We start from the raw sequence: 23842 nt of genomic DNA, 5'->3' as shown, positions 1-23842 counted from the left end.
GGCCGCATGAAGTGGCCGCCGGGTTCGAGTTCCGTTTCAACGCGAACCCTGGCCGCCGTCCCCCATCCGGCCGGCCAGCGGTTCCCAGAGGGCTGTCATGCAAAAACCTGCCAACGCCCCGCGTGCCCCGAAAGGTTCGGTCTGGACCGATCCCAAGGCACGTGCGTGGCTATTCCAGATAATCGCCGTCATCGCGGTCGTGGCACTGGGCTGGTACCTGTTCCAGAACACCCAGCACAACCTGCAACAGCGCGGCATCCTGTCCGGCTTCGATTTCCTTGAACAGAGCGCCGGCTTCGGGATTTCCCAACACCTGATCGATTACAACGAAAGCAACAGCTACGGCCGCGTTTTCGTCATCGGTCTGCTCAACACGCTGCTGGTCTCGGGCATCGGCATCTTCTTCGCCACCATCCTCGGTTTCCTCCTGGGCGTGGCACGGCTGTCGCCGAACTGGCTGATCCGCAAGCTGGCGACTGTCTACATCGAGACCTTCCGCAACATCCCGCCGCTGCTGCAGATCTTCTTCTGGTACTTCGCGGTGATGCTGCCCATGCCGGGGCCGCGCCAGAGCCTGGCCATCGGCGAGCACTTCTTCCTCAACAACCGCGGCCTGTACATGCCGGCGCCGACCATTGCCGACGGCTTCACGCCCTTCCTGGTCAGTCTGGTACTGGTGCTGCTGGCGATCATCGCCGTCGCCCGCTGGGCCAAGGTCAAGCGTGAGGCCACCGGCCAGCGCTTCCCGGTACTGATCACCTCGATCGCGCTGCTGGTGGTGATTCCCGGCCTGGTCGCGCTGGTCTTCGGCCGGCCTTTCGAGTGGAGCATTCCGGAGCTGCAAGGCTTCAACTTCCGCGGCGGCTGGGTGGTGATTCCGGAACTGATCGCCCTGACCCTGGCGCTGACCGTGTACACCGCGGCGTTCATCGCCGAGAACGTGCGTTCCGGCATCCAGGCGGTCAGCCATGGCCAGACCGAAGCCGCACGCTCGCTCGGCCTGCCCGCCGCCAAGACCCTGCGCCTGGTGATCATCCCGCAGGCCCTGCGTGTGATCATCCCGCCGCTCACCAGCCAGTACCTGAACCTGACCAAGAACTCGTCCCTGGCGGCCGGCATCGGCTACCCGGACATGGTCTCGCTGTTCGCCGGTACGGTGCTGAACCAGACCGGCCAGGCGATCGAGGTGGTCACCATCACCATGAGCGTCTACCTGGCCATCAGCATCAGCATTTCCCTGCTGATGAACTGGTACAACAAGCGCATTGCGCTAGTCGAGCGGTAAGGGGCGAACCATGACGACACACGTATTCAAGCCCGACCAGCCGCCACCCCGGTTGAGCGTCGGTGTACTGGGCTGGCTGCGCGCCAACCTCTTCTCGAACTGGTTCAACACCCTGCTGACCCTGTTCGCCATCTACCTGGTGTGGCTGGTCCTGCCGCCGCTGATCAAGTGGGCCTTCCTGCAGGCCGACTGGAACGGCAGCACCCGCGCCGACTGCACCAGCGAAGGCGCCTGCTGGGTCTTCATCAAGATGCGCTTCTCGCAGTTCATGTACGGTTTCTACCCCGAAGCCCTGCGCTGGCGAGTGGACCTGGCAGTATGGATCGCCATCATCGGCGCTGCGCCGCTGTTCATCCCGCGCTTTTCGCACAAGGCGGTGTACGGCCTGAGCTTCCTGGTGATCTACCCGATCCTGGCCTACTGGCTGCTGCACGGCGGCTTCCTTGGCATGAGCACCGTGTCCAGCAGCCAATGGGGCGGCCTGATGCTGACCCTGGTGATTGCCTCGGTGGGTATCGTCGGCGCGCTGCCGCTGGGCATCCTGCTGGCCCTGGGACGGCGTTCGAACATGCCGGCGATCAAGGTCATCTGCGTGACCTTCATCGAGTTCTGGCGTGGTGTTCCGCTGATCACCGTGCTGTTCATGTCATCGGTGATGCTGCCGCTGTTCCTGCCTGAAGGCCTGTCCTTCGACAAGCTGCTGCGGGCGCTGATCGGCGTGATCATGTTCCAGTCGGCCTATATCGCCGAAGTGGTGCGTGGCGGCCTGCAGGCCATCCCCAAGGGCCAGTACGAAGCCGCTGCGGCGATGGGCCTGGGGTACTGGCGAATGATGGGCCTGGTGATCCTGCCGCAAGCCCTGAAGCTGGTGATCCCCGGCATCGTCAACACTTTCATCGCGCTGTTCAAGGACACCAGCCTGGTGATCATCATCGGCCTGTTCGACCTGCTCAACAGCATCAAGCAAGCCACCACCGACCCGGCCTGGCTGGGCATGGCTACCGAAGGCTACGTCTTCGCCGCCCTGGTGTTCTGGATCTTCTGTTTCGGCATGTCCCGCTACTCCATGAGCCTGGAGCGCAAGCTGGACACCAGCCACAAGCGTTAGGAGTCATCCCATGACTGAAGCAAGCAAGAAAGTAGCCGGCGAGCCGATCATCCGCCTGCAGGGCGTGAACAAGTGGTATGGCCAGTTCCACGTGCTGAAGGACATCAACCTCGACGTGCAGCAGGGCGAGCGCATCGTCCTCTGCGGTCCGTCCGGTTCCGGCAAGTCCACCACCATCCGCTGCATCAATCGCCTGGAAGAGCACCAGCAAGGCCGCATCATTGTCGACGGCACCGAGCTGACCAGCGACCTCAAGCACATCGAGGCGATCCGCAGCGAAGTGGGCATGGTGTTCCAGCACTTCAACCTGTTCCCGCACCTCACCGTGCTGCAGAACTGCACCCTGGCGCCGATGTGGGTACGCAAGATGCCCAAGCGCCAGGCCGAGGAAATCGCCATGCACTACCTGGAGCGCGTGCGCATTCCGGAGCAGGCGAACAAGTTCCCGGGCCAGCTCTCCGGCGGCCAGCAGCAGCGCGTGGCCATCGCCCGCGCCCTGTGCATGAAGCCGAAGATCATGCTCTTCGACGAACCCACCTCGGCGCTTGACCCGGAAATGGTGAAGGAAGTGCTCGACACCATGATCGGCCTGGCCCACGACGGCATGACCATGCTCTGCGTGACCCACGAGATGGGCTTCGCCCGCACCGTGGCCAACCGGGTGATCTTCATGGACAAGGGCGAGATCGTGGAACAGAACGAGCCCAACGCCTTCTTCGACAACCCGCAGAACGAGCGGACCAAGCTGTTCCTCGGGCAGATCCTGCACTGACAGCCGTTCGCCGCAACGAGAAAGGGAGCCTTCGGGCTCCCTTTTTCATTCGTGGCTTCCATCGACCTGCACTGGCAATCGATGGGTATCGCTGCGCTCCATCCATCCTACGTGATGAACAAGAACGCGCCTTCGAACGCCCTTTCGCAGGCTGGCGCAGAGGGAAGCGAACCCCAGCATTTCCCCCCGCGCCACCAGTACGAAAGCATCAGCCGCACACCAGAACGAAGAAGCCGCGCATTCGCGCGGCTTCTTCCCAGCGGCAGATCGATCACTCGCCGTAGATATCGAAGTCGAAGTACTTGGCCTGGATCGCCTGGTACTTGCCGTTCTCGCGCAGGGTCTTGATGGCGTTGTTGAACTTCTCGCGCAGCTCGTTATCGCCCTTGCGCACGGCGATACCGGCACCCTCGCCGAAGTACTTCGGATCGTTCAGCACCGGACCGACGAACTCGTAGCCCTTGCCGTTCTCGGTCTTGAGGAAGCCTTCGTTGAGCGGGAAGACGTCGGCCAGCACGCCATCCAGTCGGCCGGACAAGACGTCCAGGTAGATCTCGTTCTGGGTGCTGTAACGCACCACCTTCACACCCTTGGGCTCCAGTACCTCGGCAGCGAAGCGGTCAGTGGTGGTTGAGCGCTGGGTGCCGATGGTCTTGCCCACCAGGCTCTTGAACTCGGGGTCGACCACACTGCCCTTCTTCATCACCAGACGCGCCGGGCTGTAGTAGTACTTGCCGGTGAAGTCGACGGACTTCTTGCGCTCATCGGTGATGGTCATGGACGACAGCACGGCGTCCACCTTCTTCACCTTCAGGGAAGGAATCAGGCCATCGAATTCCTGCTCGATCCACTGGCACTTCACTTTCATCTCTTCGCACATGGCATTGCCGATGTCGTAGTCGAAGCCAGAGATCTGGCCGTCCGGCGTCTTGAAGGCGAAGGGCGGATAGGCGGCCTCGATGCCAATGCGCAGGGGCTTGTCAGCGGCGAAAACGCTGGAGGCAAGCAGGCTCAGGGCAAGGCTGCCCAGCAGAACGAGTTTCTTCATGGTGCGACTCCCGCAGTACGGATGGATGCCCGCCACAGGATAGGACGAGCAGGTTCGGAATGGGTTTGCGAGGCAGAAGAAGACACGGCCATGGACGGCCGGGATGGGAATGAGGTGGGTAGCTGGCTGAGGATCATCATGGATGCCGCTAACTTGTACTTATGAGTCCATACTGGACTCAAATGTACAGATCGTCAATTACCCATGAAAAAGCCCGGCAATGGCCAGGCTTGTTCGGAATCTTTTGGGGGGCAAATGAATTCACCCCCACAGGAAAAGCAATCCGCACTCGGATTATTCCCAACGCTCGGCGGCGGCCTTGTCGCTGCACCGCCCTTCCACCCAGCGTGGGCCTTCGGCAGTGTCTTCCTTCTTCCAGAAGGGCGCGCGGGTCTTGAGGAAGTCCATGATGAAGTTGCACGCGTCGAACGCTGCCTGGCGATGGGCACTGGCGGTGCCGACGAAGACGATGGGCTCGCCCGGTTCCAGGCGGCCAACGCGGTGGAGTATCTCCACGTTGAGCAGCGGCCAGCGTTCCCGTGCCTCTGCCCCGATCTTCTCCAGGGCCTTCTCGGTCATGCCCGGGTAATGTTCGAGGAACATCCCCGCCACTTCCTGGCCGTCATTGAAGTCGCGCACGTAGCCAACGAACCCGACCACGGCGCCAATGCCGACGTTGGCCGCGTGCAGCGCGTTGAGTTCAACACCGGGATCGAAAGCGCCTTCCTGCACGCGAATGGCCATCTCAGCCTCCTGTGACCGTGGGGAAGAAGGCGACTTCGTCGCCATCGGCGAGGGCCTCGTCCAGGCTGCACAGCTCCTGGTTGCGGGCGCACATCAGGTTCTGTTCGGCGAGCACTTCCCACACGCCGCCACGGGCCAGCAGGTGCTGGCGCAGGTCATCCAGTTTCGCGAACGCCGAGTCCCAGCTGAGCTGCTCGCCTTCAATGCCGAGCGCTTCACGGTAACGGGCGAAATACTGCACGCGAATCATCATTACTCCCCGGCCTGGTAGTGGCCGCTCTTGCCGCCCAGCTTTTCCAGCAGGCGTACGTTTTCGATGGTCATGCCGCGATCCACCGCCTTGCACATGTCGTAGAGGGTCAGGGCGGCGACGCTGGCGGCGGTCAGCGCCTCCATCTCCACGCCGGTCTGCCCGGCCAGCTTGCAGCGGGCGACGATGCGCACGCAGTCATCCCCTTCCGCCTCCAGCTCTACCTTGACGCTGGTGAGCATCAGCGGGTGACACAGGGGAATGAGATCGGAGGTCTTCTTCGCCGCCTGGATGCCGGCGATGCGCGCCACGGCGAACACATCGCCCTTGGGGTGGCCGCCGGCCTGGATCATGGCGAGGGTTTCCGGGCGCATGCGCACACGGGCTTCAGCCGTCGCTTCACGGGAGGTCACCGCCTTGTCGGTGACGTCGACCATGTTGGCGCGGCCTTGGGAATCGAGATGGGTAAGCACTGCACGTCTCCTTGGACAGGAGACAGATTGTATACAGAAACCCGCACCGGGCGGCAGCTGCCGCCCGGCGGGATACTGAGGTCACATATGGGCTTCGGCGAACTCGGCCAGCACGGAACGCGGCACGCCCTGAAGGGTGATGTGCACGCCGTGGGGGAAGTCCTTGAAGCGTTCGGTCAGGTAGGTCAGGCCGGAACTCGGCGCGGAAAGGTAGGGAGTGTCGATCTGCGCCAGGTTGCCCAGGCAGATCACCTTGGAGCCAGTACCGGCGCGGGTGATGATGGTTTTCATCTGGTGCGGCGTCAGGTTCTGGCATTCGTCGATGATGATCAGGCTCTGCTGGAAGCTGCGGCCGCGGATGTAGTTCAGGGATTTGAACTGCAGCGGCACCTTGCTGAGGATGTAGTCGACGCTTCCATGGGTGTTCTCGTCATCCATGTGCAGGGCTTCCAGGTTGTCGGTGATCGCCCCCAGCCAGGGTTCCATCTTCTCCGCCTCGGTACCGGGCAGGAAACCGATCTCCTGGTCCAGCCCCTGCACGCTGCGGGTGGCGATGATACGGCGGTAGCGCTTGCTGACCATGGTCTGCTCGATGGCCGCGGCCAGCGCCAGGATGGTCTTGCCCGAACCCGCCGCGCCACTGAGGTTGACCAGGTGGATATCCGGATCCAGCAGCGCGTAGAGCGCCAGCGCCTGGTAAACGTCCCGCGGACGCAGGCCCCAGGCTTCCTGGTGCAGCAGCGGTTCCTGATGCAGGTCGAGGATCAGCAGCTCATCGGCCTTGATGCCCTTGATCCAGCCGACGAAACCCTGCTCGTCGACGATGAACTCGTTGACGTGCACGGCAGGAAGGTTGTCGGTGAGCTGTACCCGGTGCCAGGTGCGACCATGGTCCTGGCGCGTCTCCACCGTGCTCACGCGGTCCCAGAATGAACCCGGCATATCGTGGTAGCCACGGGACAGCAGGGAGACGTCGTCCACCAATTGGTCGGTGTGGTAGTCCTCCGAGTCGATCCCGCAGGCTCGCGCCTTCAGGCGCATGTTGATGTCCTTGGTCACCAGCACCACGGCCATCCCCGGCTTGCGGCTCTTCAGTTCCACCAGCTGGTTGATGATCTTGTTGTCGTTGAGGTCTTCGGGCAGCCAGGTGATCGGAGCTGCGCGCTTGCTCATGAGAATCGAGAGAAAGCCGCAAGGGCCGCTCTTCTCTCGCTGGATGGGTACACCGTGCTCCACTTCCTCGGGGGTGGCACCACTGAGGATCTTGTCGATGTTACGGATGGCCTGCCTGCATTCAGCGGCAACGCCCTGTTTGCCGGTCTTGAGCTTGTCCAGTTCCTCCAGCACGGTCATCGGAATGGCCACGTGGTGTTCCTGGAAGTTGAACAAGGCGTTGGGATCGTGGATCAGGACGTTGGTGTCGAGCGCGTACAAGGTTGGAGCGGTAGGGCGGGAGCGTCCGTGGTCATCCATACTCGGTCACCTTCTTATAGGGCCAGGCGACGGAATGCCAGACAGGCGCTCCGCCGCGGGGGACCGCCGACCTCCCCGCTCCGGGTCATGCCGGGTAGAGGATGGAGCCAACAAGGTGAGGGCCTATGGCCGCCACCTGTCTGCAGGGTTCGGCGGTCTGTATTTTTTTTACTCCATTCGGGATGACAGAAAAAAGAACTTTTTTGCCTGTACGAGTCTTTTTTCACAGTGCGACAAAAACCCCTTGGCGCGTAGGGGGTTGCCCGTTAAAGTCGAAAGTCCCCTCCCCCGAAATTCCCCGATTTTTCCACCCTGGGCGGTCATCCCGTTCCTGAATCCAGCCTGCCTATCGGCGGGATAGGTGGAGCCAACCAACACAAATCCCTAGAATCGCCCCGTTCCCGAAGGAGACGATTCGATGCTGTTGGTGATTTCCCCTGCCAAGACCCTGGACTACGAGACCCCGCCGGCCACTTCGCGCTTCACCCAGCCGGAGTTCCTCGACCATGCCCAGGAACTGATCCAGCAACTGCGTGACCTCAGCCCCGCGCAGATCGCCGAGCTGATGCACCTGTCCGACAAGCTCGCCGGCCTGAACGCCGCGCGCTACGGCAGCTGGCACCCGGATTTCACCCCCGACAACGCCAAGCAGGCCCTGCTGGCCTTCAAGGGTGACGTCTACACCGGCCTCAACGCCGAAGACTTCAGCGAAGCCGACTTCGACTTCGCCCAGCAGCACCTGCGCATGCTCTCCGGCCTCTATGGCCTGCTGCGCCCGCTGGACCTCATGCAGCCCTACCGCCTGGAAATGGGCACCAAGCTGGCCAACGCCCGTGGCAAGGACCTCTACGCCTTCTGGGGTGATCGCATCAGCGGCTGGCTGAACGACGCCCTGGCGGCCCAGGGCGACGACATCCTGCTCAACCTGGCCTCCAACGAATACTTCAGCTCGGTGAAGCGCAAGGCGCTGAACGCCCGCATCATCGACACCGAGTTCAAGGACCTGAAGAACGGCCAGTACAAGATCATCAGCTTCTACGCCAAGAAGGCCCGCGGCCTGATGGCCCGCTACGTGATCAAGGAGCGCCTGCAGGACCCGCAAGGCCTCAAGGACTTCAACTACCAGGGCTACCGCTACTCGGTGGAGCACTCCAAACCGGACAGTCTGGTATTCCTGCGCGACGAACCGCAGGAGTGAAATGAGAAAACCCCGCCGAACGGCGGGGTTTTCGTTTTTTGGGGGGCGCATGCGTGGTCTGCCACCCATACCAACCCACGACACCTGGAACACACGACAATTCCCGGTGCCCACCTGTCGATTCACCGCCCCATCAGCAATCGACAAATGACTCTCCTCCCGCCAGCAGCGATCACCGGCCCAACCTGGCACATATGTTCCGCATATCCGGCCTTCAAATCCGGAATCCAATATCACTTCAAGATCATTTGGCCTTCAAAACTGAGTTTCAGATACTGGCCAACTTAACTTCGAGTAGTGGCCAACTTGCAAAATGCAATCATGAAAAAAATGCAATTTGCACTATCAGGAACTTTTTTAGAACCGCAAAACTCTGAGCATTCCGTCAGGACGGAATCATGCGCAGTCACGATTCCGCAATAAAGCAAACCGGGGACGAACGGTAGGAACTATCCGAAAACGCAGATACTCATACCCCCGACACCTAAATTCCTCACACGATATTTCTGTGTGAATTAAAACTGCCTGGATAACTATCGGCGTAAAGCCGAGGGATAGTTTTTATCTGGTGAAAACCAAAGAAGTTTATTAAGGAGAAGCGCAACAAACTCGACCTACTGGACAAAACCAACGAGCCAGAGCCTTCGCGGTGATCAGCTCAGGACTCTACCCGGGTAAGCAATACCACATACCCAGTTCAGGCGCCCTAAATTTGGCGTCCGGTATTAATCATGCCTGTGCACTGCAAAGTTGCATTTGCGACATAACGGTGCAAACGGAAGTGACACTTACGTCACATATTAAACAGCGTGCTGAAAGGACGAGGTGAATACGATGCGAATCAGCATCTTTGGTTTGGGCTATGTTGGTGCAGTGTGCGCCGGCTGCCTCTCTGCTCGTGGTCATGAAGTTATCGGTGTCGATGTCTCTCAGACCAAAATAGACCTGATCAACAGTGGCAAATCGCCAATTGTCGAGCCGGGCCTTGAAGAACTTCTGCAACAGGGCGTGAAGACGGGCCGCCTGCGCGGTACGACCGATGTCGCCGGTGCCGTTCGCGATACCCAGGTGTCCTTCATCTGCGTCGGCACCCCGAGCAAGAAGAACGGCGACCTGTCGCTGGATTACATCGAAGGCGTCTGCCGCGAAATCGGCTTCGCCCTGCGCGACAAGGCCGAACGCCACACCGTGGTCGTACGCAGCACCGTGCTGCCGGGCACCGTGAAGAACGTGGTGATCCCGATCATCGAAGACTGCTCGGGCAAGAAGGCCGGCGTGGACTTCGGCGTCGCCGTGAACCCCGAGTTCCTGCGCGAGAGCACCGCGATCAAGGACTACGACTACCCGCCCATGACCGTTATCGGCGAACTGGACAAGGCCGCCGGCGACGTTCTGGAAACCCTGTACCGCGAACTCGACGCCCCGATCATCCGCAAGGACATCGAAGTGGCCGAGATGATCAAGTACACCTGCAACGTCTGGCACGCGGCCAAGGTCACCTTCGCCAACGAGATCGGCAACATCGCCAAGGCCGTCGGCGTCGATGGTCGTGAAGTGATGGACGTGGTCTGCCAGGACCACAAGCTCAATCTGTCCAAGTACTACATGCGCCCGGGCTTCGCCTTCGGCGGCTCCTGCCTGCCCAAGGACGTGCGCGCGCTGAACTACCGCGCCACCTCCCTGGACGTGGACTCCCCGCTGATCGGCTCACTGATGCGCAGCAACGCCGGCCAGGTGCAGAAGGCCTTCGACATCATCGCCGGCCATGACAAGCGCCGCGTCGCCCTGCTCGGGCTGTCGTTCAAGGCCGGTACCGACGACCTGCGCGAAAGCCCGCTGGTGGAGCTGGCCGAGATGCTGATCGGCAAGGGTTACGACCTCAGCATCTACGACCGCAACGTCGAGTACGCCCGTGTCTACGGCGCCAACAAGGACTACATCGAGTCGAAGATCCCCCACGTGTCCTCGCTGCTCAACAGCAACTTCGACGCCGTGGTGGACAAGGCCGACATCATCGTCCTGGGCAACCGCGACGAGCTGTTCGCCCCGCTGGCGCAACAGGCTCCCGCCGGCAAGCAGGTAATCGACCTGGTGGGCTTCATGCCCAAGGGCACCCAAGGCAATGCCGAGGGTATCTGCTGGTAAGCGCCCTGCCTCCTCCCGTTGCGGGAGGAGGCAGGCCCAGAACGACCAGTACAGGACGATCATCCCAATGGAAAAAATCAAAGGTGGCCTGCTCGAAGCCTCGGGCTGGCTGTTCTACCTCATCGCGCTGATGCTGCTGGCACTGGCACTGCCCAAGTCCGTCTTCGATCCCGATTCCAAGCATTTCCTGCTGCTGATCGGGGCCGTGGGCATCTGGCGCTACTCCATGGGCGCCCTGCACTTCGCGCGCGGCACGCTGTTCCTCTACTTCGTCTACCCCTGGTACAAGCGGCGCCTGGCCAAGCTCGGCAACGCGGCGGACCCGTCCCATGTGTTCCTCATGGTGACGAGCTTCCGCATCGAGGCCCTGACCACCGCCATGGTCTACCGCTCGGTGATCCAGGAAGCCATCGACTGCGGCTACCCGACCACCGTGGTCTGCTCCATCGTCGAGCTGTCCGATGAGCTGCTGGTGAAGAACCTCTGGACCAAGCTGGCACCGCCGCCGCGGGTCAAGCTGGACTTCGTGCGCATTCCCGGAACCGGCAAGCGCGATGGCCTGGCCTATGGCTTCCGCGCCATCTCCCGGCAACTGCCGGACGCCAATGCGGTGGTGGCTGTGATCGACGGCGACACCGTGCTGGCTGAAGGCGTGGTGAGGAAGACCGTGCCCTGGTTCAAGCTCTTCCCGAATGTCGGCGGCCTGACCACCAACGAGTTCTGCGAGGTGCGCGGCAGCTACATCATGAGCGAGTGGCACAAGCTGCGCTTCGCCCAGCGCCACCTCAACATGTGCTCCATGGCGCTGTCCAAGCGCGTGCTGACCATGACCGGGCGGATGTCGGTGTTCCGTGCCAGCGTGGTGACCGATCCGGACTTCATCGCCGACGTGGAAAGCGATCACCTGGACCACTGGCGCCTGGGGCGTTTCCAGTTCCTCACCGGTGACGACAAGTCCAGCTGGTACAGCCTGATGCGCCTGGGTTACGACACCTTCTACGTGCCGGATGCGGCGATCAACACGGTCGAGCACCCGCCGGAGAAGAGCTTCATCAAGGCCAGCCGCAAGCTGATGTTCCGCTGGTACGGCAACAACCTGCGGCAGAACTCCCGTGCCCTGGCACTGGGCCCGCGCCGCCTCGGCTGGTTCACCACCGTGGTGCTCGCCGACCAGCGCGCGTCGATGTGGACCTGCCTGCTGGGCCTGGCCGTGGCCATCATCGCCAGCCTGAAGTACAGCATCGCCTACCTGCTGGTGTACCTGCTGTGGATCGGCCTCACCCGCTTCGTCCTGACCCTGCTGCTCAGCATAACCGGGCACCGGATCGGGCCGGCCTACCCGCTGATCCTCTATTACAACCAGATCGTCGGGGCCCTGGTGAAGATCTACGTCTTCTTCCGCCTCGACCAGCAGTCCTGGACCCGCCAGAACACCAAGCTCAACCGTGACCTCGCCAGCTTCTCGCGCTGGTTCAACACCTGGTCCTCACGCGCCATGACCTTCTCCGCAACAAGCGTATTCATCGCCACGCTGCTGGCGATCGTGTGAGCACAAGGAACCTGACAGGAATCGAAGCCATGAATACAGCCGTCAATCTCAATGTGGTGCATGAATCCGAAGCCCAGCGCCAGCACGCGCGGGTGAAGATCCCCGGCAAAGTCCGCTATATCGCTCGCGGCGAACGCTTCGAAGCGTCGCTGCTGGACGTCTCCGCCGGCGGCTTCGCCTTCACCGGCGGGCGCTCCGGCTCCACCATCGGAGACCACCACAAGGGCCGCCTGATGTTCCAGATCGACGGCCTCAGCCTCGGCCTGGACATCGAGTTCCAGGTGCGTGCCGTGGATGCGCGCAACGAGCGCGTCGGCTGCGTCTTCCACAACCTGCAGCCGCGCGATATCGCCACCCTGCGCTACCTGATCAGTGCCCATCTTTCCGGCGAACTGGTCAGCGCCGGCGACCTGCTCAACACCCTGCAGCGCGAGAACTTCACCAAGCCGCGCAAGGGCGGCGCGGGCGGCGGCATGGGTCCGCTGGCGCGCCTGAAGGCGGTCGGCCTCAGTGCCGGCATCTTCGTCGTCGGGGTCGGTGCCTTCGGCTACATCCTCAATTCGCTGTACGGCCTGTACTTCGTCACCCATGCCGATTCGGCCATGGTGGCGGTGCCGTCCATGCAGGTCACCATGCCCCGTGAAGGCACCGTGCAGAGTCTGGTGAGCGCCGATGCCAGCGTGGAGAAAGGCGCCCCCATCGCTTCCTTCAGCGCCACCATGCTGGAGATGCTCAAGGGCCACCTGACCGACGACCAGCTCACCCCGAAGAACGTCGAAGAACTCTTCGGCAAGCAGATGAAGGGCACCCTCACCAGCCCCTGCAACTGCAAGATCGCCCGCCAGCTCGTGGCCGACGGCCAGTTCGCCAGCAAGGGCGACGTGATCTTCGAACTGGTCCCCCAGGACACCCAGGCCACCGTCCAGGCGCGCTTCCCGTTCCGCAACATCGCCCAGGCCAGGCCCGGCGCCCGCGTCACCTTCCAGGTGGCCGGCGAGGACCAGGTACGCCACGGCAAGATCCTCAGCAGCAACCTGCACGACGGCAGCATGTCCGCTGACATCCGCGCCACCATCCAGCCCGACGAGCCGCTGCCCAGCACCCTCGCCGGCCAGCCGGTGGAAGTCAGCGTCGATCGCGGCCCGTCCCTCGACTGGCTGATCGATCGCGCCCTGGCGACAGGTTTCTGAGGAGGGCACCGCCATGGCCCATCACGCTACTCCCGTTCTGCTGCTGGCCGCCGCCGTCGCCCTGGCCGGCTGCGCCGGCCTGCCCGACGAGCGCCTCGCCCGCGAAGCCCTGAAGAGCGGTGACAACGCCACCGCCGAGCAGAACTTCCGCCAGTTGGCCGATCTCGGCTATGCCGACGCTGCTGTCGGCCTGGCCGACCTGCAGGTGGCCAGCGGCGACCCTGAACAGCTCGCCAAGGCCGAGCAGACCTATCGCCAGGCCATGGACCAGTCGCCCCGCGCCAAGGCGCGCCTGGGCAAGCTGCTGGCACGCAAGGCCGAGCTGAGCCCGGCCGAGCGCCGCGAGACCGCGCAGCTGCTGGAAGAGTCCTTCGCCGCCGGAGAAGAAAGCAGCCTGCTGCCGCTGGTGATGCTCTACCTGCAGTACCCGCAGGACTTCCCCGAGGTGAACGTGCCGGCGCGCATCGCCAAGTGGCGTGCCGAGGGCCACACCCAGGCCGAGCTGGCGCAGATCCTCTTCTATCGCACCCAGGGCACCTACGATCAGCACCTGGGCGAGATCGAACAGATCTGCACCCGCAACCTGGCCCAGGCCGATGTCTGCTACGTCGAACTGGCCACCGTCTACCAGAAGCAGGGCAACGCCGATGCCCAGCAGAAGCTGCTGGAGCAGATGATGGCCGGCTACCGCACCGGGCGCATTCCGGCCCAGCGCGTGGACTCGGTGGCCAACGTGCTGGCCGACGCCGACCTTGGCAAGCCGGACGACGGCAAGGCCAAGGAGCTCCTGGAAGCCGTGGCGCCCACCTACCCCGCCGCCTGGGTCAGCCTGGCCAAGCTGCTCTACGACTACCCGGGCCAGGGCGATACCGAACAGCTGCTGGGTTATCTGGAGAAAGGCCGCGCCGCGTCCCTCCCCCAGGCCGAACTGCTGCTGGGACGCCTCTACTACGAAGGCAAGCTGGTGCCGCTGGACCCGAAGAAGGCCGAGGAGCACCTGCTGAACGCCGCGCCGAGCGAACCCCGCGCCAATTACCTGCTGGGGCAGATCTACCTGCGCGGCTACCTGGGAGAAATCGATCCGCAGAAGGCCCTCGAGCGGCTGCTGAGTGCCGCCCGCAACGGCCAGATCAACGCCGACTTCGCCCTCGGCCAGATGTACGTCCAGGGCAAGGGCGTCCAGCGCAACCTGGTCAATGCCTACGTCTTCAGCCAGCTGGCCCTGCCCAAGAACACGCCGCAGGCCCAGGAACTGGCACAGCAGGTGGCGCAGCAACTGCCACCGGCCGACCGCGCGCGCGCCGAGCAACTGCTGCGTGAAGAACGCGCAGCCCGCGGCGCCGCGGTTCCAGGCACCCAGATGAGCAGCCTTTGAATTCCCATCCGCAGCTCCAGCGCGAAAAGCGGGGCTCGCGGAACGAGAGAGATGAAACGCACATGAACAAGACCCCCTGGATCAAGGCAGGCCTCGGCCTGTCGCTGCTGGCCGCAAGCATCGCCCACGCTGCCGAACCCGACGGCAAGAACTTCGGGCTGGACGTGAAGATCACCGCCCAATCGGAAGACGACCGCGACCTCGGTACCCGCGATGGTGGCGACGTGAACGGTATCGGTCTCGACCTGCGCCCCTGGGTCTACGGCGAGCGCGGGCAGTGGAGCGCCTTCGCCATGGGCCAGGCGGTCACCGCCACCGACATCGTCGAAACCGACACCCTGGAATCCAGCGATATCGAAGCCGACGCCGGCCAGCGCAACAACGGCCGCGAGCCGGACAAGAGCTACCTGGCCATGCGCGAGTTCTGGGTCGACTACGGCGGCCTCACCGCCTACCCCGGCGAGCACCTGCGCTTCGGCCGCCAGCGCGTCCGCAGCGAGGAAGGCACCTGGTGGGACACCAACATCGAAGCCCTGCGCTGGAGCTTCGACACCACCTTGCTGCGCGCCCACGCCGGCGTCGCCGAGCGCTTCAGCGAATACCGCACCGACATTGACGAACTGGCCCCGGAAGACGAGGACCGCCAGCACTTCTTCGGCGACATCTCCACCCAATGGCGCCCGGGCCACTGGGTCGGCGCCAAGCTTCACCACAGCCGCGACGACGGCGACCTGCCCAACGTCGGCGAGGAAGTGGATGAACTGGACAAGCGCACCACCGGCGACCTGACCTGGCTGGGCCTGGAAGCCGATGGCGGCTTCTTCGACCGCCGCTCCACCCTGCCGCTCAACTACTGGGCCCAGGCCACCTGGCTGACCGGCGACGTGGACGAGCTGCAGCAGACGCCCGTGGGCAACCAGAACATCGCCAGCGGCAAGCGCAATGTCGACGTGGACGCCTGGGCGGTGGACCTCGGCCTGCGCTGGAACATCGATGACCAGTGGAAAGTCGGCGGCGCCTACGCCCGCAGCAGCGGCGGTGGCGATAACGACAGCTCCGAGCAGTTCCGCCAGACCGGCCTTGAGAGCAACCGCTCCAACTTCACCGGCACCGAGTCGCGCATGCACCGCTTCGGTGAAGCCTTCCGCGGCGAGCTGAGCAACCTGCAAGTGGCCACCGCCTTCACCTCCTGGCAGATGGGCGAGGACTACGACGCGAGCGTCGTCTACCACCGCTTCTGGCGCGTGGACGACAACCAGGACGTCGGCCAGAGCGGAATCATCGCGCCGCTGGAAGACGGCGAGAAAGACATCGGCCAGGAGATGGACCTGGTAGTCACCCGCTACTTCAAGCAGGGCCTGCTGCCGGCTTCCATGGCCGAACACCTGGACGAACGCTCGGCCCTGGTGCGCTTCCGTGGCGGCGTGTTCAAGCCCGGCGATGCCTATGCCAGCGGCACCGATTCGGTAATGCACCGCGCCTTCGTCGACTTCATCTGGCGCTTCTGATGGGCATTGGGCGCAAGGGAGGAACAGCCATGAAACGTGGCATGGGAACCACACTGCTGGCGGGAGGCGTCATTCTCGGCGCCCTGCAGTTCGCCTCGCCCTGGGTCCAGGGCGAGGAACTGACCCAGCAACTCAAGCCGATCAAGAACTACAAGGTGCTCACCGCGCCCGTCGAGCAGTTGCACCTGGACACGCCCAAGCTGCCGGACATGACCGGCTACACCGCCGAGGCCGTGGAAGCGAAGATCGATCGCAGCACCCGTGGCCACGTGGTGGTCCGGCGGATGCTCCAGCAGGATGCGCTGAAGGACTTCATCGGCGGTAACGAGCGTCTGCGCGAATGGGTCCGGCGCCAGCAGGGCATGCCCCAGGCGATCTTCGTCGAGGGCGGCTACGTGACGCCGGAAGACCTGGCCAAGGCCCTGCCCGACAGCCAGTTCAGCGAGACCGAGCCGGGCGTGTACCTCGCCCGCCTGCCGCTGGTGGTGGCCCAGGGCGCGAGCCTGCAGATCGGCAAGGAGACCAGGGACTTCCGCCTCTCCCAGGAGCGCGGCGCCTTCCTGGTCAACGACGGCAAGCTGTTCGTCACCGGTACCCAGCTCACCGCCTGGAACGAAAAGAACAAGTCACCGGCCTGGTTCCAGAAGCCCGAGGAATTCCGTCCGTTCCTGGTGTCCTGGGGCGGCAGCGAGCTGTATATCGTCGGCAGCAAGGTCACCAGCCTCGGCTACGACAACTCCAAGTCCTACGGCGTCTCCATCACCCAGTACACGCCCGGCCAGGCCAAGCGCCTGAAGCGCGCCGCCCCCACCGGCTGGCTGCTGGATTCCGAGTTCATCGACCACTGGTACGGCTTCTACTGCTTCGAAGCCGAAAACGTGGTCATCAAGGGCAACACCTACCGCGACAACATCGTCTACGGCATCGACCCCCACGACCGCTCGAAGCGGCTGCTCATCGCCCACAACACCGTCTTCGGGACCAAGAAGAAGCACGGGATCATCATCTCCCGCGAGGTGGACGACAGCTGGATCGTTCACAACAAGACCTACGACAACAAGCTCTCGGGCATCGTCATCGACCGTAACTCGGTGAACAATCTCGTGGCCTGGAACGAGGTCTACCAGAACCATTCCGACGGCATCACCCTCTACGAGAGCTCGAACAACCTGCTGTGGGGCAACAAGATCCTCAGCAACCAGCGCCACGGCATCCGCGTGCGCAACAGCGTGAACATCCGCCTGTACGAGAACCTCTCGGCGGCCAACGGCCTGACCGGCGTGTACGGCCACATCAAGGACCTCTCCAACACCGACCGGAACGTCAAGCTCGACCCCTTCGACACCAAGGTCTCGCTGATCGTGGTGGGCGGCAAGCTCGCCGGGAACGGTTCCAGCCCCCTTTCCATCGACTCGCCGCTGTCGGTCGAGCTTTACCGCGTCGAGTTGCTCGCCCCGAGCAAATCCACCGGCATCAGCTTCGCCGGTGTACTCGGCGAAAAACAGGACGAAATCCTCGACCTGATGGTGCGCCGCAAGAAGGCGGTGCTGATCGACCCCGTCGAAAGCCAGGCCGAGCTCCAGGACTGAGGTATCCGCCCATGACCAGACTATCCCGCAAGTGGTTCACCCCCTCCGCCCTGGCTGCCGCCCTGCTGGCCGCCGCCCAGGGCGCGCAAGCGGCGCCCGAGTACAGCGTGCAGGCAACCGGCCCGCTCTGTGCCGCGGCGCAGAATCCGGCCAACTACAACACCAAGTACCTGAGTTTCTTCACCACCCTGGTGCAGGGACAGGGCGACTGGCTGTTCCGTACCCAGTACGACCTGCGTACCGACTTCGGTACCTCGCAGTTCGGCTGGAGCCAGTTGAAGCGCCTGCGCGATGCGCTCAAGGCCAAGGGCGTCGAGCTGATGGTGGTCTACCAGCCCACCCGTGGCCTGATCGACCGCGAGAAGCTGACCCCGGAAGAGAAGGCTCACTTCAACTACGAACTGGCGAAGAAGAACTACCTCGCCGCCGTGGACCAATTCCGCAAGGCCGGTATCTGGGTAACCGACCTCTCGCCGCTGTTCGACGAGAAGGGCGTGGACACCGACTACTACTTCAAGGCCGACCACCACTGGACGCCGGCCGGTGCCGACCGCACCGCCAAGCTGGTGGCCGAGACCCTGAAGCAGATCCCCGCCTTCGGCGACATCCCGAAGAAGGAATACGAGAGCAAGGTGGTGGGCCTGCTGCCCAAGGCCGGCACCTTGCACAAGACCGCGGCGCAGTTCTGCGGCAATGGCTACGCGACCCAGTATGTCGACCGCTACGAGACCGAAGCCGCGGGCGACGGCGGCAGCGGCGACAGCCTGTTCGGCGACGAGTCCAACCCGCAGGTGGTCCTGGTTGGCACCAGTAACAGCGGCCCGGCCTACAACTTCGCCGGCTTCCTGCAACAGCACAGCGGCGCCGAGGTGCTCAACATGGCGGTCAGCGGCGGCGGCTTCGAAAGCGCGCTGATGCAGTACATGAGCAGCAAGGAATTCCACGAGAACACGCCGAAGGTGCTGATCTGGGAATTCGCCACCCACTACGACATGGCCCAGGCGAGCTTCTACCGCCAGGCGGTGCCGATGGTGAACAACGGCTGCGAAGGCCGGACCAAGGTGCTGAAGAACAAGATCAAGCTCAAGCCCGGCGCCAACGAGGTGCTGGTCAACAGCAACGGCCTGCCCCTGCGCGGCCGCGACTACCAGGTGGACCTGCGCCTCAGCGATCCGTCCATCCACGAGTTGAAGACCACGGTCTGGTACCTCAACGGCCGTCGCGAAAACTTCAAGCTGGAACAGAGCGACCGCATCGATACCGGCGGGCGCTACGCCTTCGAGCTGCGCAATGAAGCGGACTGGGCCGACCTGAACATGCTCGCCCTGGAAGTCCACAGCCCCGAACCCATGCCCCAGGAACTCAGCGTCGACGTCAGCGTCTGCGCGCGTCCCGGCAAGGGCGGCGGCAACCTCACGGCCAACGCCGAGTGAGGAAGAGGAGGTTCCCATGAACACCAGACACTGGCTGATCGCTCCCCTGCTCGCGGGCATGCTGCTCGCAGGGCAGGCCCATGCCGCCGACCTGGTGCCGCCCAAAGGCTATTTCGCACCGGTCGCGGGCGATGCCAAATCCGGCGGCACCTGCAAGGCGCCGCCGGCGCCCTATACCGCCAAACTGGAGTTCCGCAGCAAGTACGAAGGCTCCGACAAGGCCCGCTCCACGCTCAACCCGGCAGCGGAGAAGGCCTTCCGCGAGAAGACCGCCGCCATCACCGAGATGGAGCGCGGCGTCAGCAAGATGGTCACGGACTACATGCGCAAGGGCCAGCGCACCCAGCTCGAATGCACCCTGCAATGGCTGGATAGCTGGGCCCGGGCCAACGCCCTGCTGAGCAGCGAGTACAACCACACCGGCAAGTCGATGCGCAAGTGGGCGCTGGGCAGCATGGCTTCGGCCTACCTGCGCCTGAAGTTCTCCGAGTCGCAGCCGCTGGCGCCCTACGCCGCGCAGACCCGGGTGATCGAATCCTGGTTCTCGCACCTGGCCGACCAGGTGGTGCACGACTGGAGCGACCTGCCGCTGAAGCGGATCAACAACCACTCCTACTGGGCCGCCTGGTCGGTGATGGCCACCGCGGTTGCGACCAACCGCCAGGACCTCTTCGACTGGTCGGTAGCGCAGTTCCGCGTGGCCGCCGGCCAGGTGGACGAGGACGGTTTCCTGCCCAACGAACTCAAGCGCCGCCAGCGCGCCCTGGCCTACCACAACTACAGCCTGCCGCCGCTGGCGATGATCGCCAGCTTCGCCCAGGCCAACGGCGTGGACCTGCGCGAGGAGAACGACGGCGCACTGCGCCGCCTCGGCGAGAAGGTGCTGGCCGGCGTGGATGACCAGGACGACTTCAGCGACAAGACCGGCAAGGACCAGGACATGAGCGAGCTGAAGAAACACAGCAAGTTCTCCTGGCTGGAGCCCTGGTGCTCGCTCTACCAGTGCTCGTCGGAAACCCTCGAACGCAAGGACGAGATGGGCCCCTACAAGACCTTCCGCCTCGGCGGGGACGTGACCCAGGTCTTTCACCCGAAGAAGGAGGGGGGAAGTTGACCCGCACCCGGACAGCCCCCTCTCCCTGAGGGAGAGGGTTGGGGTGAGGGGAATTGGCCTCGGCACGGAGTTCAGCCCCCTCATCCGAACGCGGCCCGCCCCGGCCCCTCTCCCAGGGGGAGAGGGGAGAAATACGCCCCCGCCCCAACATGGCGGGACTGAAATCAAACGTTAACCGGAGAGACTCGGATGGTCTTTTCTTCAAACGTGTTCCTGTTCCTGTTCCTGCCGACTTTCCTCGGCTTGTACTACCTGGTCGGGACACGCTACAGAAACCTGCTGTTGCTGGTCGCCAGCTACATCTTCTACGCCTGGTGGCGCATCGACTTCCTCGCGCTGTTCGCCGCCGTCACGGTGTTCAACTACTGGATCGGCCTGCGCATAGGCGCGGCCGGCGTGCGCACCAGGACGGCACAGAAATGGCTGATCCTAGGCGTGGTGGTGGACCTCTGCGTCCTCGGCTACTTCAAGTACGCCAACTTCGGCGTCGACAGCCTCAACGCCATCATCACCTCGTTCGGCATGGAGCCCTTCGTGCTCACGCACATCCTGCTGCCGATCGGGATCTCCTTCTACGTCTTCGAGTCCATCAGCTACATCATCGACGTCTATCGCGGTGACACCCCGGCGACGCACAACCTGATCGACTTCGCGGCCTTCGTGGCGATCTTCCCGCACCTGATCGCCGGCCCGGTTCTGCGCTTCCGCGACCTGGTGGACCAGTTCAATCACCGCACCCACACGGTGGACAAGTTCGCCGAGGGCTGCACGCGCTTCATGCAGGGCTTCATCAAGAAGGTTTTCATCGCCGACAGCATCGCGCCGATCGCCGACCACTGCTTCGCCCTCTCCGACCCGACCACGGGGGATGCCTGGCTCGGCGCGCTGGCCTACACCGCGCAGCTGTACTTCGACTTCTCCGGCTACAGCGACATGGCCATCGGCCTCGGCCTGATGATGGGCTTCCGCTTCATGGAGAACTTCAACCAGCCGTACATCAGCCAGTCCATCACCGAGTTCTGGCGGCGCTGGCACATCAGCCTGTCCACCTGGCTGCGGGACTACCTGTACATCAGCCTGGGCGGCAACCGTGGCGGCACCTTCCAGACCTACCGCAACCTGTTCCTCACCATGCTGCTGGGCGGTCTGTGGCACGGCGCCAACTTCACCTACATCATCTGGGGCGCCTGGCACGGTGCCTGGCTGGCCATCGAGCGCGCCCTGGGTGTGAACGCCGCGCCGCGTGCACTCAACCCGCTGAAGTGGGCCCTCACCTTCCTGCTGGTGGTGATCGGCTGGGTGATCTTCCGCGCCGAGAACCTGGACGTGGCCTGGCGCATGTACGCGGCCATGTTCAGCTTCGGTGACTGGAGCCTTTCCGAGCTCAACCGCGCCCAGCTCACCAGCCTGCAGATCGCCACCCTGGTGCTGGCCTACGTGGTGCTGGCCATCTTCGGCATCCGCCAGTTCTACGCCCAGCCGCTGGCCGGCGCGCCCAAGGCGAAGGCCCGCGATGAGGACGACGGCATCGCCATCCATGCAGACGGCAGCGCCACCCTCGCCGCCAGCCGCGTGAAGCTCGGCGCCCTCGCCTTCCACGCTGCCGTGCTGCTGCTGTTCACCGCCTCGGTGCTGAAGCTCTCGGCGCAGAGCTTCTCGCCCTTCCTGTACTTCCAGTTCTGAGTGGAGCCGACCATGAACAGAACCCTGAACCTGCTCTACATCCTGCTCTTCTCCGGCCTGTTGCTGGCCCTCAGCCTGTGGTCCCTGCGCGGGGTGCTGGGCTTCTCGGTGTCCAGCGAAACCAGCGTGCTGGACGGCAAGCTGGCCCAGGCCTTCGAGAAGCGCTACGACGACCAGTTCCCGATCAAGCAACTGGGCACCAACCTCTGGGCACTGCTGGACTACAAGCTGTTCGGCGAAGGCCGCCAGGGCGTGGTCATCGGCCAGAACGGCTGGCTCTTCTCGGACGAAGAGTTCGACCCGGTGGCCGACGGCGCGCGCCACATGCGCGACAACCTGGCGCTGATCCAGGGGGTACGCGACGAGCTGGAACGGCACGACGTGAAACTGCTGCTGGCCATCGTTCCGGCCAAGTCGCGCCTCTATCCCGAGTACCTCGGCGAGGCCACCCCGACCGCCCTGCGCCAGGACCTCTACGAGCGTTTCCGGGGTGCCGCGCGCAAGGCCGGGATCATCGCGCCCGACCTGCTCGCCACCCTGGAACAGGCCAAGAATCAGGGCCAGGTGTTCCTGCGCACCGACACCCACTGGACGCCCCAGGGCGCCGAAGTGGTGGCCGGCAGCCTGGGCAAGGCCGTGGGCGAGGCCATGAGCCTGCGTGGCAACCCGCAGCTCTACGTGACCGATATCCAGGGCGTGGATACCTACAAGGGCGACCTGACCCGCTTCCTGCCCCTGGACCCGCTGTTCGAGAACCTGATGCCGGCTCCGGACCAGCTGCAGAAGCGCTCCACCCGCAGCGAGAGCGAAGGGACCGCCGGTGAGGACGCCCTGTTCGCCGAAAGCGAAGTGCCGGTGGTGCTGGTGGGCACCAGCTACAGCGCCAACGACAAGTGGAACTTCGCCGGAGCCCTGCGCCAGGCCCTGCAGCGCGACCTGGTCAACCACGCCGAGGACGGCCACGGGCCGATCCTGCCGATGCTCAAGTACCTCAAGAGCGACGAACTGAAGGACGCCCCGCCGCAGCTGGTGATCTGGGAGTTCCCGGAACGCTACCTGCCGATGCTGAGCGACCTGTCCGAATTCGACCCTGAATGGATCGCCAGCCTGCGCAAGGGCGCCGGCAGCGATGAACGCCTGGCTTCGCGCTCGGGTAACTGAATCGCCCCTCGCGAGGGGCAAACAGGGCCGAAACCGGCCCGATCAAGAGAGAAGATGGAGGTACACCTCATGAACCGACAGAACAACCGCAGCTGGACGTCTTATGCCTGCGCCCTCGTGCTCGGCCTCGGTGCCCTGCAGGCCCAGGCCGATGAAGGTGGCCTGTACGGCCCGCAGGCACCCAAGGGGTCCGCGTTCGTCCGCGCCTACAACGCCGGCAGCAGCGAGCTCAGCATCAACGTCGGCAACACCGCGCTGAACGACGTGCCGCCGCTCGGCTCCAGCGACTTCAAGTTCCTCCCGGCGGGCAACTACAGCGCCCAGGTCGGCAGCAGCAACCTCCCGGTGAAGCTGGAAGCCGACCGCTACTACACCCTGGTCAACCAGACCGGCAAGAACCCTCAACTGGTGGAAGAACCGCCTTACACGAACAAGCAGAAGGCCCTGCTGCGGGTGCAGAACCTGTCCGACGCAAAACTCACCCTGAAGACCGCCGACGGCAAGACCCCGGTCGTCGAGGACGTGGCACCGCAAGGCCGCGGCGAACGCGAGATCAACCCGGTGAAAGTCGGCCTCGCCCTGTTCGACGGTACCCGCAAGGTCAGCGACCTCAAGCCCGTCTCCCTGCAGCGCGGTGAAGTGGTCTGCCTCTACATCACCGGCAGCGGCGGCAAGCTCTCCCCGGTCTGGGTCAAGCGCCCGGCCGAATCCTGAGGCCAGTCCTCAACGGAGCGAGAACCGGTG

The 23842-nt window shown here is 63.8% G+C and carries 20 protein-coding genes; 15 read left to right on the top strand and 5 right to left on the bottom strand.

Annotation, left to right across the window (positions count from 1 at the left end; translation table 11 throughout):
• Positions 1 to 97: 97 nt before the first annotated feature.
• From FXN65_RS05600 to FXN65_RS05590, 3 genes are read left to right on the top strand one after another with little or no spacing between them, the layout of a single operon-like run.
• The gene (locus FXN65_RS05600) at positions 98 to 1285 is read left to right on the top strand and encodes an amino acid ABC transporter permease (protein ID WP_151132100.1); all 1188 of its coding nucleotides are present in this window, start codon (positions 98 to 100) and stop codon (positions 1283 to 1285) included.
• 10 nt (positions 1286 to 1295) lie between these two features.
• The gene (locus FXN65_RS05595) at positions 1296 to 2393 is read left to right on the top strand and encodes an amino acid ABC transporter permease (protein WP_151132099.1); all 1098 of its coding nucleotides are present in this window, start codon (positions 1296 to 1298) and stop codon (positions 2391 to 2393) included.
• Positions 2394 to 2403: 10 nt separating this feature from the next.
• A complete protein-coding gene (locus FXN65_RS05590) occupies positions 2404 to 3165 on the top strand; it encodes an amino acid ABC transporter ATP-binding protein (protein ID WP_103102884.1) in 762 nt (253 codons plus the stop codon).
• 271 nt (positions 3166 to 3436) lie between these two features.
• Here FXN65_RS05590 and FXN65_RS05585 read toward each other — a convergent pair whose 3' ends face one another.
• The 5 genes from FXN65_RS05585 to FXN65_RS05565 all read right to left on the bottom strand — a co-directional run bounded on the left by FXN65_RS05585 (position 3437) and on the right by FXN65_RS05565 (position 7153).
• On the bottom strand, positions 3437 to 4213 hold the full coding sequence (locus tag FXN65_RS05585; RefSeq protein ID WP_151132098.1) for an ABC transporter substrate-binding protein: 777 nt from the start codon (positions 4211 to 4213) through the stop codon (positions 3437 to 3439).
• Positions 4214 to 4507: 294 nt separating this feature from the next.
• Positions 4508 to 4957, bottom strand: a complete 450-nt coding sequence (gene moaE, locus FXN65_RS05580) for a molybdopterin synthase catalytic subunit MoaE (protein ID WP_151132097.1) — start codon at positions 4955 to 4957, stop codon at positions 4508 to 4510.
• Between the two features lies 1 nt (position 4958).
• Entirely contained in the window at positions 4959 to 5207 is a 249-nt protein-coding gene (locus FXN65_RS05575; protein WP_151132096.1) for a MoaD/ThiS family protein, read from the bottom strand.
• 2 nt (positions 5208 to 5209) lie between these two features.
• Positions 5210 to 5680 carry a cyclic pyranopterin monophosphate synthase MoaC gene (gene moaC, locus FXN65_RS05570; RefSeq protein WP_151132095.1) on the bottom strand — a complete coding sequence of 157 codons (471 nt, stop codon included), beginning with the start codon at positions 5678 to 5680 and terminating at the stop codon, positions 5210 to 5212.
• An 81-nt stretch (positions 5681 to 5761) separates the two neighbouring features.
• The gene (locus FXN65_RS05565; RefSeq protein ID WP_151132094.1) at positions 5762 to 7153 is read right to left on the bottom strand and encodes a PhoH family protein; all 1392 of its coding nucleotides are present in this window, start codon (positions 7151 to 7153) and stop codon (positions 5762 to 5764) included.
• 418 nt (positions 7154 to 7571) lie between these two features.
• Here FXN65_RS05565 and yaaA point away from each other — a divergent pair, with 418 nt between their 5' ends.
• The 12 genes from yaaA to FXN65_RS05505 all read left to right on the top strand — a co-directional run bounded on the left by yaaA (position 7572) and on the right by FXN65_RS05505 (position 23812).
• Positions 7572 to 8351: a peroxide stress protein YaaA gene (gene yaaA / locus FXN65_RS05560; protein ID WP_151132093.1), complete on the top strand. Its 780-nt coding sequence runs from the start codon at positions 7572 to 7574 to the stop codon at positions 8349 to 8351.
• A gap of 834 nt (positions 8352 to 9185) precedes the next feature.
• A complete protein-coding gene (gene algD / locus FXN65_RS05555; RefSeq protein WP_151132092.1) occupies positions 9186 to 10496 on the top strand; it encodes a GDP-mannose 6-dehydrogenase in 1311 nt (436 codons plus the stop codon).
• A 67-nt stretch (positions 10497 to 10563) separates the two neighbouring features.
• Complete coding sequence (gene alg8 / locus FXN65_RS05550) at positions 10564 to 12045, top strand: mannuronan synthase (RefSeq protein ID WP_151132091.1); 1482 nt, start codon at positions 10564 to 10566, stop codon at positions 12043 to 12045.
• Between the two features lie 29 nt (positions 12046 to 12074).
• On the top strand, positions 12075 to 13235 hold the full coding sequence (locus FXN65_RS05545) for an alginate biosynthesis protein Alg44 (protein WP_151132090.1): 1161 nt from the start codon (positions 12075 to 12077) through the stop codon (positions 13233 to 13235).
• A gap of 13 nt (positions 13236 to 13248) precedes the next feature.
• Positions 13249 to 14610 (top strand): alginate biosynthesis TPR repeat lipoprotein AlgK, encoded by a 1362-nt coding sequence (gene algK, locus FXN65_RS05540; protein ID WP_151132089.1) that lies wholly within the window; start codon positions 13249 to 13251, stop codon positions 14608 to 14610.
• Positions 14611 to 14672: 62 nt separating this feature from the next.
• Entirely contained in the window at positions 14673 to 16118 is a 1446-nt protein-coding gene (locus FXN65_RS05535; RefSeq protein WP_151132088.1) for an alginate export family protein, read from the top strand.
• Positions 16119 to 16159: 41 nt separating this feature from the next.
• A complete protein-coding gene (algG, locus tag FXN65_RS05530) occupies positions 16160 to 17707 on the top strand; it encodes a mannuronan 5-epimerase AlgG (RefSeq protein ID WP_244620712.1) in 1548 nt (515 codons plus the stop codon).
• A gap of 11 nt (positions 17708 to 17718) precedes the next feature.
• On the top strand, positions 17719 to 19140 hold the full coding sequence (locus FXN65_RS05525; protein WP_151132086.1) for an alginate O-acetyltransferase: 1422 nt from the start codon (positions 17719 to 17721) through the stop codon (positions 19138 to 19140).
• Between the two features lie 16 nt (positions 19141 to 19156).
• A complete protein-coding gene (locus FXN65_RS05520) occupies positions 19157 to 20254 on the top strand; it encodes a mannuronate-specific alginate lyase (protein ID WP_151132085.1) in 1098 nt (365 codons plus the stop codon).
• Positions 20255 to 20443: 189 nt separating this feature from the next.
• Positions 20444 to 21937, top strand: coding sequence for an MBOAT family O-acyltransferase (locus FXN65_RS05515; protein ID WP_151132084.1), 1494 nt, complete (start codon positions 20444 to 20446; stop codon positions 21935 to 21937).
• A 12-nt stretch (positions 21938 to 21949) separates the two neighbouring features.
• A complete protein-coding gene (locus tag FXN65_RS05510; RefSeq protein ID WP_151132083.1) occupies positions 21950 to 23098 on the top strand; it encodes an alginate O-acetyltransferase in 1149 nt (382 codons plus the stop codon).
• Between the two features lie 69 nt (positions 23099 to 23167).
• The gene (locus FXN65_RS05505; protein ID WP_151132082.1) at positions 23168 to 23812 is read left to right on the top strand and encodes an alginate O-acetyltransferase AlgF; all 645 of its coding nucleotides are present in this window, start codon (positions 23168 to 23170) and stop codon (positions 23810 to 23812) included.
• Positions 23813 to 23842 lie beyond the last annotated feature (30 nt).

The sequence above is a fragment of the Pseudomonas lalkuanensis genome, assembly GCF_008807375.1.
Classification (GTDB): Bacteria; Pseudomonadota; Gammaproteobacteria; order Pseudomonadales; family Pseudomonadaceae; genus Metapseudomonas; species Metapseudomonas lalkuanensis.
Note: the sequence above shows the minus strand (reverse complement) of the source record. Positions and strands in the feature narration are given on the sequence as shown.

What these genes read in the sequence shown, in the direction of transcription:
- FXN65_RS05505 (WP_151132082.1), top strand. Translation starts at nt 23,168, where the DNA reads ATGAACCGACAGAACAACCGCAGCTGGACGTCTTATGCCTGCGCCCTC.
- yaaA (WP_151132093.1), top strand. Translation starts at nt 7,572, where the DNA reads ATGCTGTTGGTGATTTCCCCTGCCAAGACCCTGGACTACGAGACCCCG.
- algD (WP_151132092.1), top strand. Translation starts at nt 9,186, where the DNA reads ATGCGAATCAGCATCTTTGGTTTGGGCTATGTTGGTGCAGTGTGCGCC.
- FXN65_RS05510 (WP_151132083.1), top strand. Translation starts at nt 21,950, where the DNA reads ATGAACAGAACCCTGAACCTGCTCTACATCCTGCTCTTCTCCGGCCTG.
- algG (WP_244620712.1), top strand. Translation starts at nt 16,160, where the DNA reads ATGGGAACCACACTGCTGGCGGGAGGCGTCATTCTCGGCGCCCTGCAG.
- moaE (WP_151132097.1), bottom strand. Translation starts at nt 4,957, where the DNA reads ATGGCCATTCGCGTGCAGGAAGGCGCTTTCGATCCCGGTGTTGAACTC.
- algK (WP_151132089.1), top strand. Translation starts at nt 13,249, where the DNA reads ATGGCCCATCACGCTACTCCCGTTCTGCTGCTGGCCGCCGCCGTCGCC.
- FXN65_RS05565 (WP_151132094.1), bottom strand. Translation starts at nt 7,153, where the DNA reads ATGGATGACCACGGACGCTCCCGCCCTACCGCTCCAACCTTGTACGCG.
- FXN65_RS05585 (WP_151132098.1), bottom strand. Translation starts at nt 4,213, where the DNA reads ATGAAGAAACTCGTTCTGCTGGGCAGCCTTGCCCTGAGCCTGCTTGCC.
- FXN65_RS05545 (WP_151132090.1), top strand. Translation starts at nt 12,075, where the DNA reads ATGAATACAGCCGTCAATCTCAATGTGGTGCATGAATCCGAAGCCCAG.
- FXN65_RS05595 (WP_151132099.1), top strand. Translation starts at nt 1,296, where the DNA reads ATGACGACACACGTATTCAAGCCCGACCAGCCGCCACCCCGGTTGAGC.
- alg8 (WP_151132091.1), top strand. Translation starts at nt 10,564, where the DNA reads ATGGAAAAAATCAAAGGTGGCCTGCTCGAAGCCTCGGGCTGGCTGTTC.
- FXN65_RS05575 (WP_151132096.1), bottom strand. Translation starts at nt 5,207, where the DNA reads ATGATTCGCGTGCAGTATTTCGCCCGTTACCGTGAAGCGCTCGGCATT.
- FXN65_RS05520 (WP_151132085.1), top strand. Translation starts at nt 19,157, where the DNA reads ATGAACACCAGACACTGGCTGATCGCTCCCCTGCTCGCGGGCATGCTG.
- FXN65_RS05590 (WP_103102884.1), top strand. Translation starts at nt 2,404, where the DNA reads ATGACTGAAGCAAGCAAGAAAGTAGCCGGCGAGCCGATCATCCGCCTG.
- FXN65_RS05525 (WP_151132086.1), top strand. Translation starts at nt 17,719, where the DNA reads ATGACCAGACTATCCCGCAAGTGGTTCACCCCCTCCGCCCTGGCTGCC.
- FXN65_RS05535 (WP_151132088.1), top strand. Translation starts at nt 14,673, where the DNA reads ATGAACAAGACCCCCTGGATCAAGGCAGGCCTCGGCCTGTCGCTGCTG.
- FXN65_RS05600 (WP_151132100.1), top strand. Translation starts at nt 98, where the DNA reads ATGCAAAAACCTGCCAACGCCCCGCGTGCCCCGAAAGGTTCGGTCTGG.
- FXN65_RS05515 (WP_151132084.1), top strand. Translation starts at nt 20,444, where the DNA reads ATGGTCTTTTCTTCAAACGTGTTCCTGTTCCTGTTCCTGCCGACTTTC.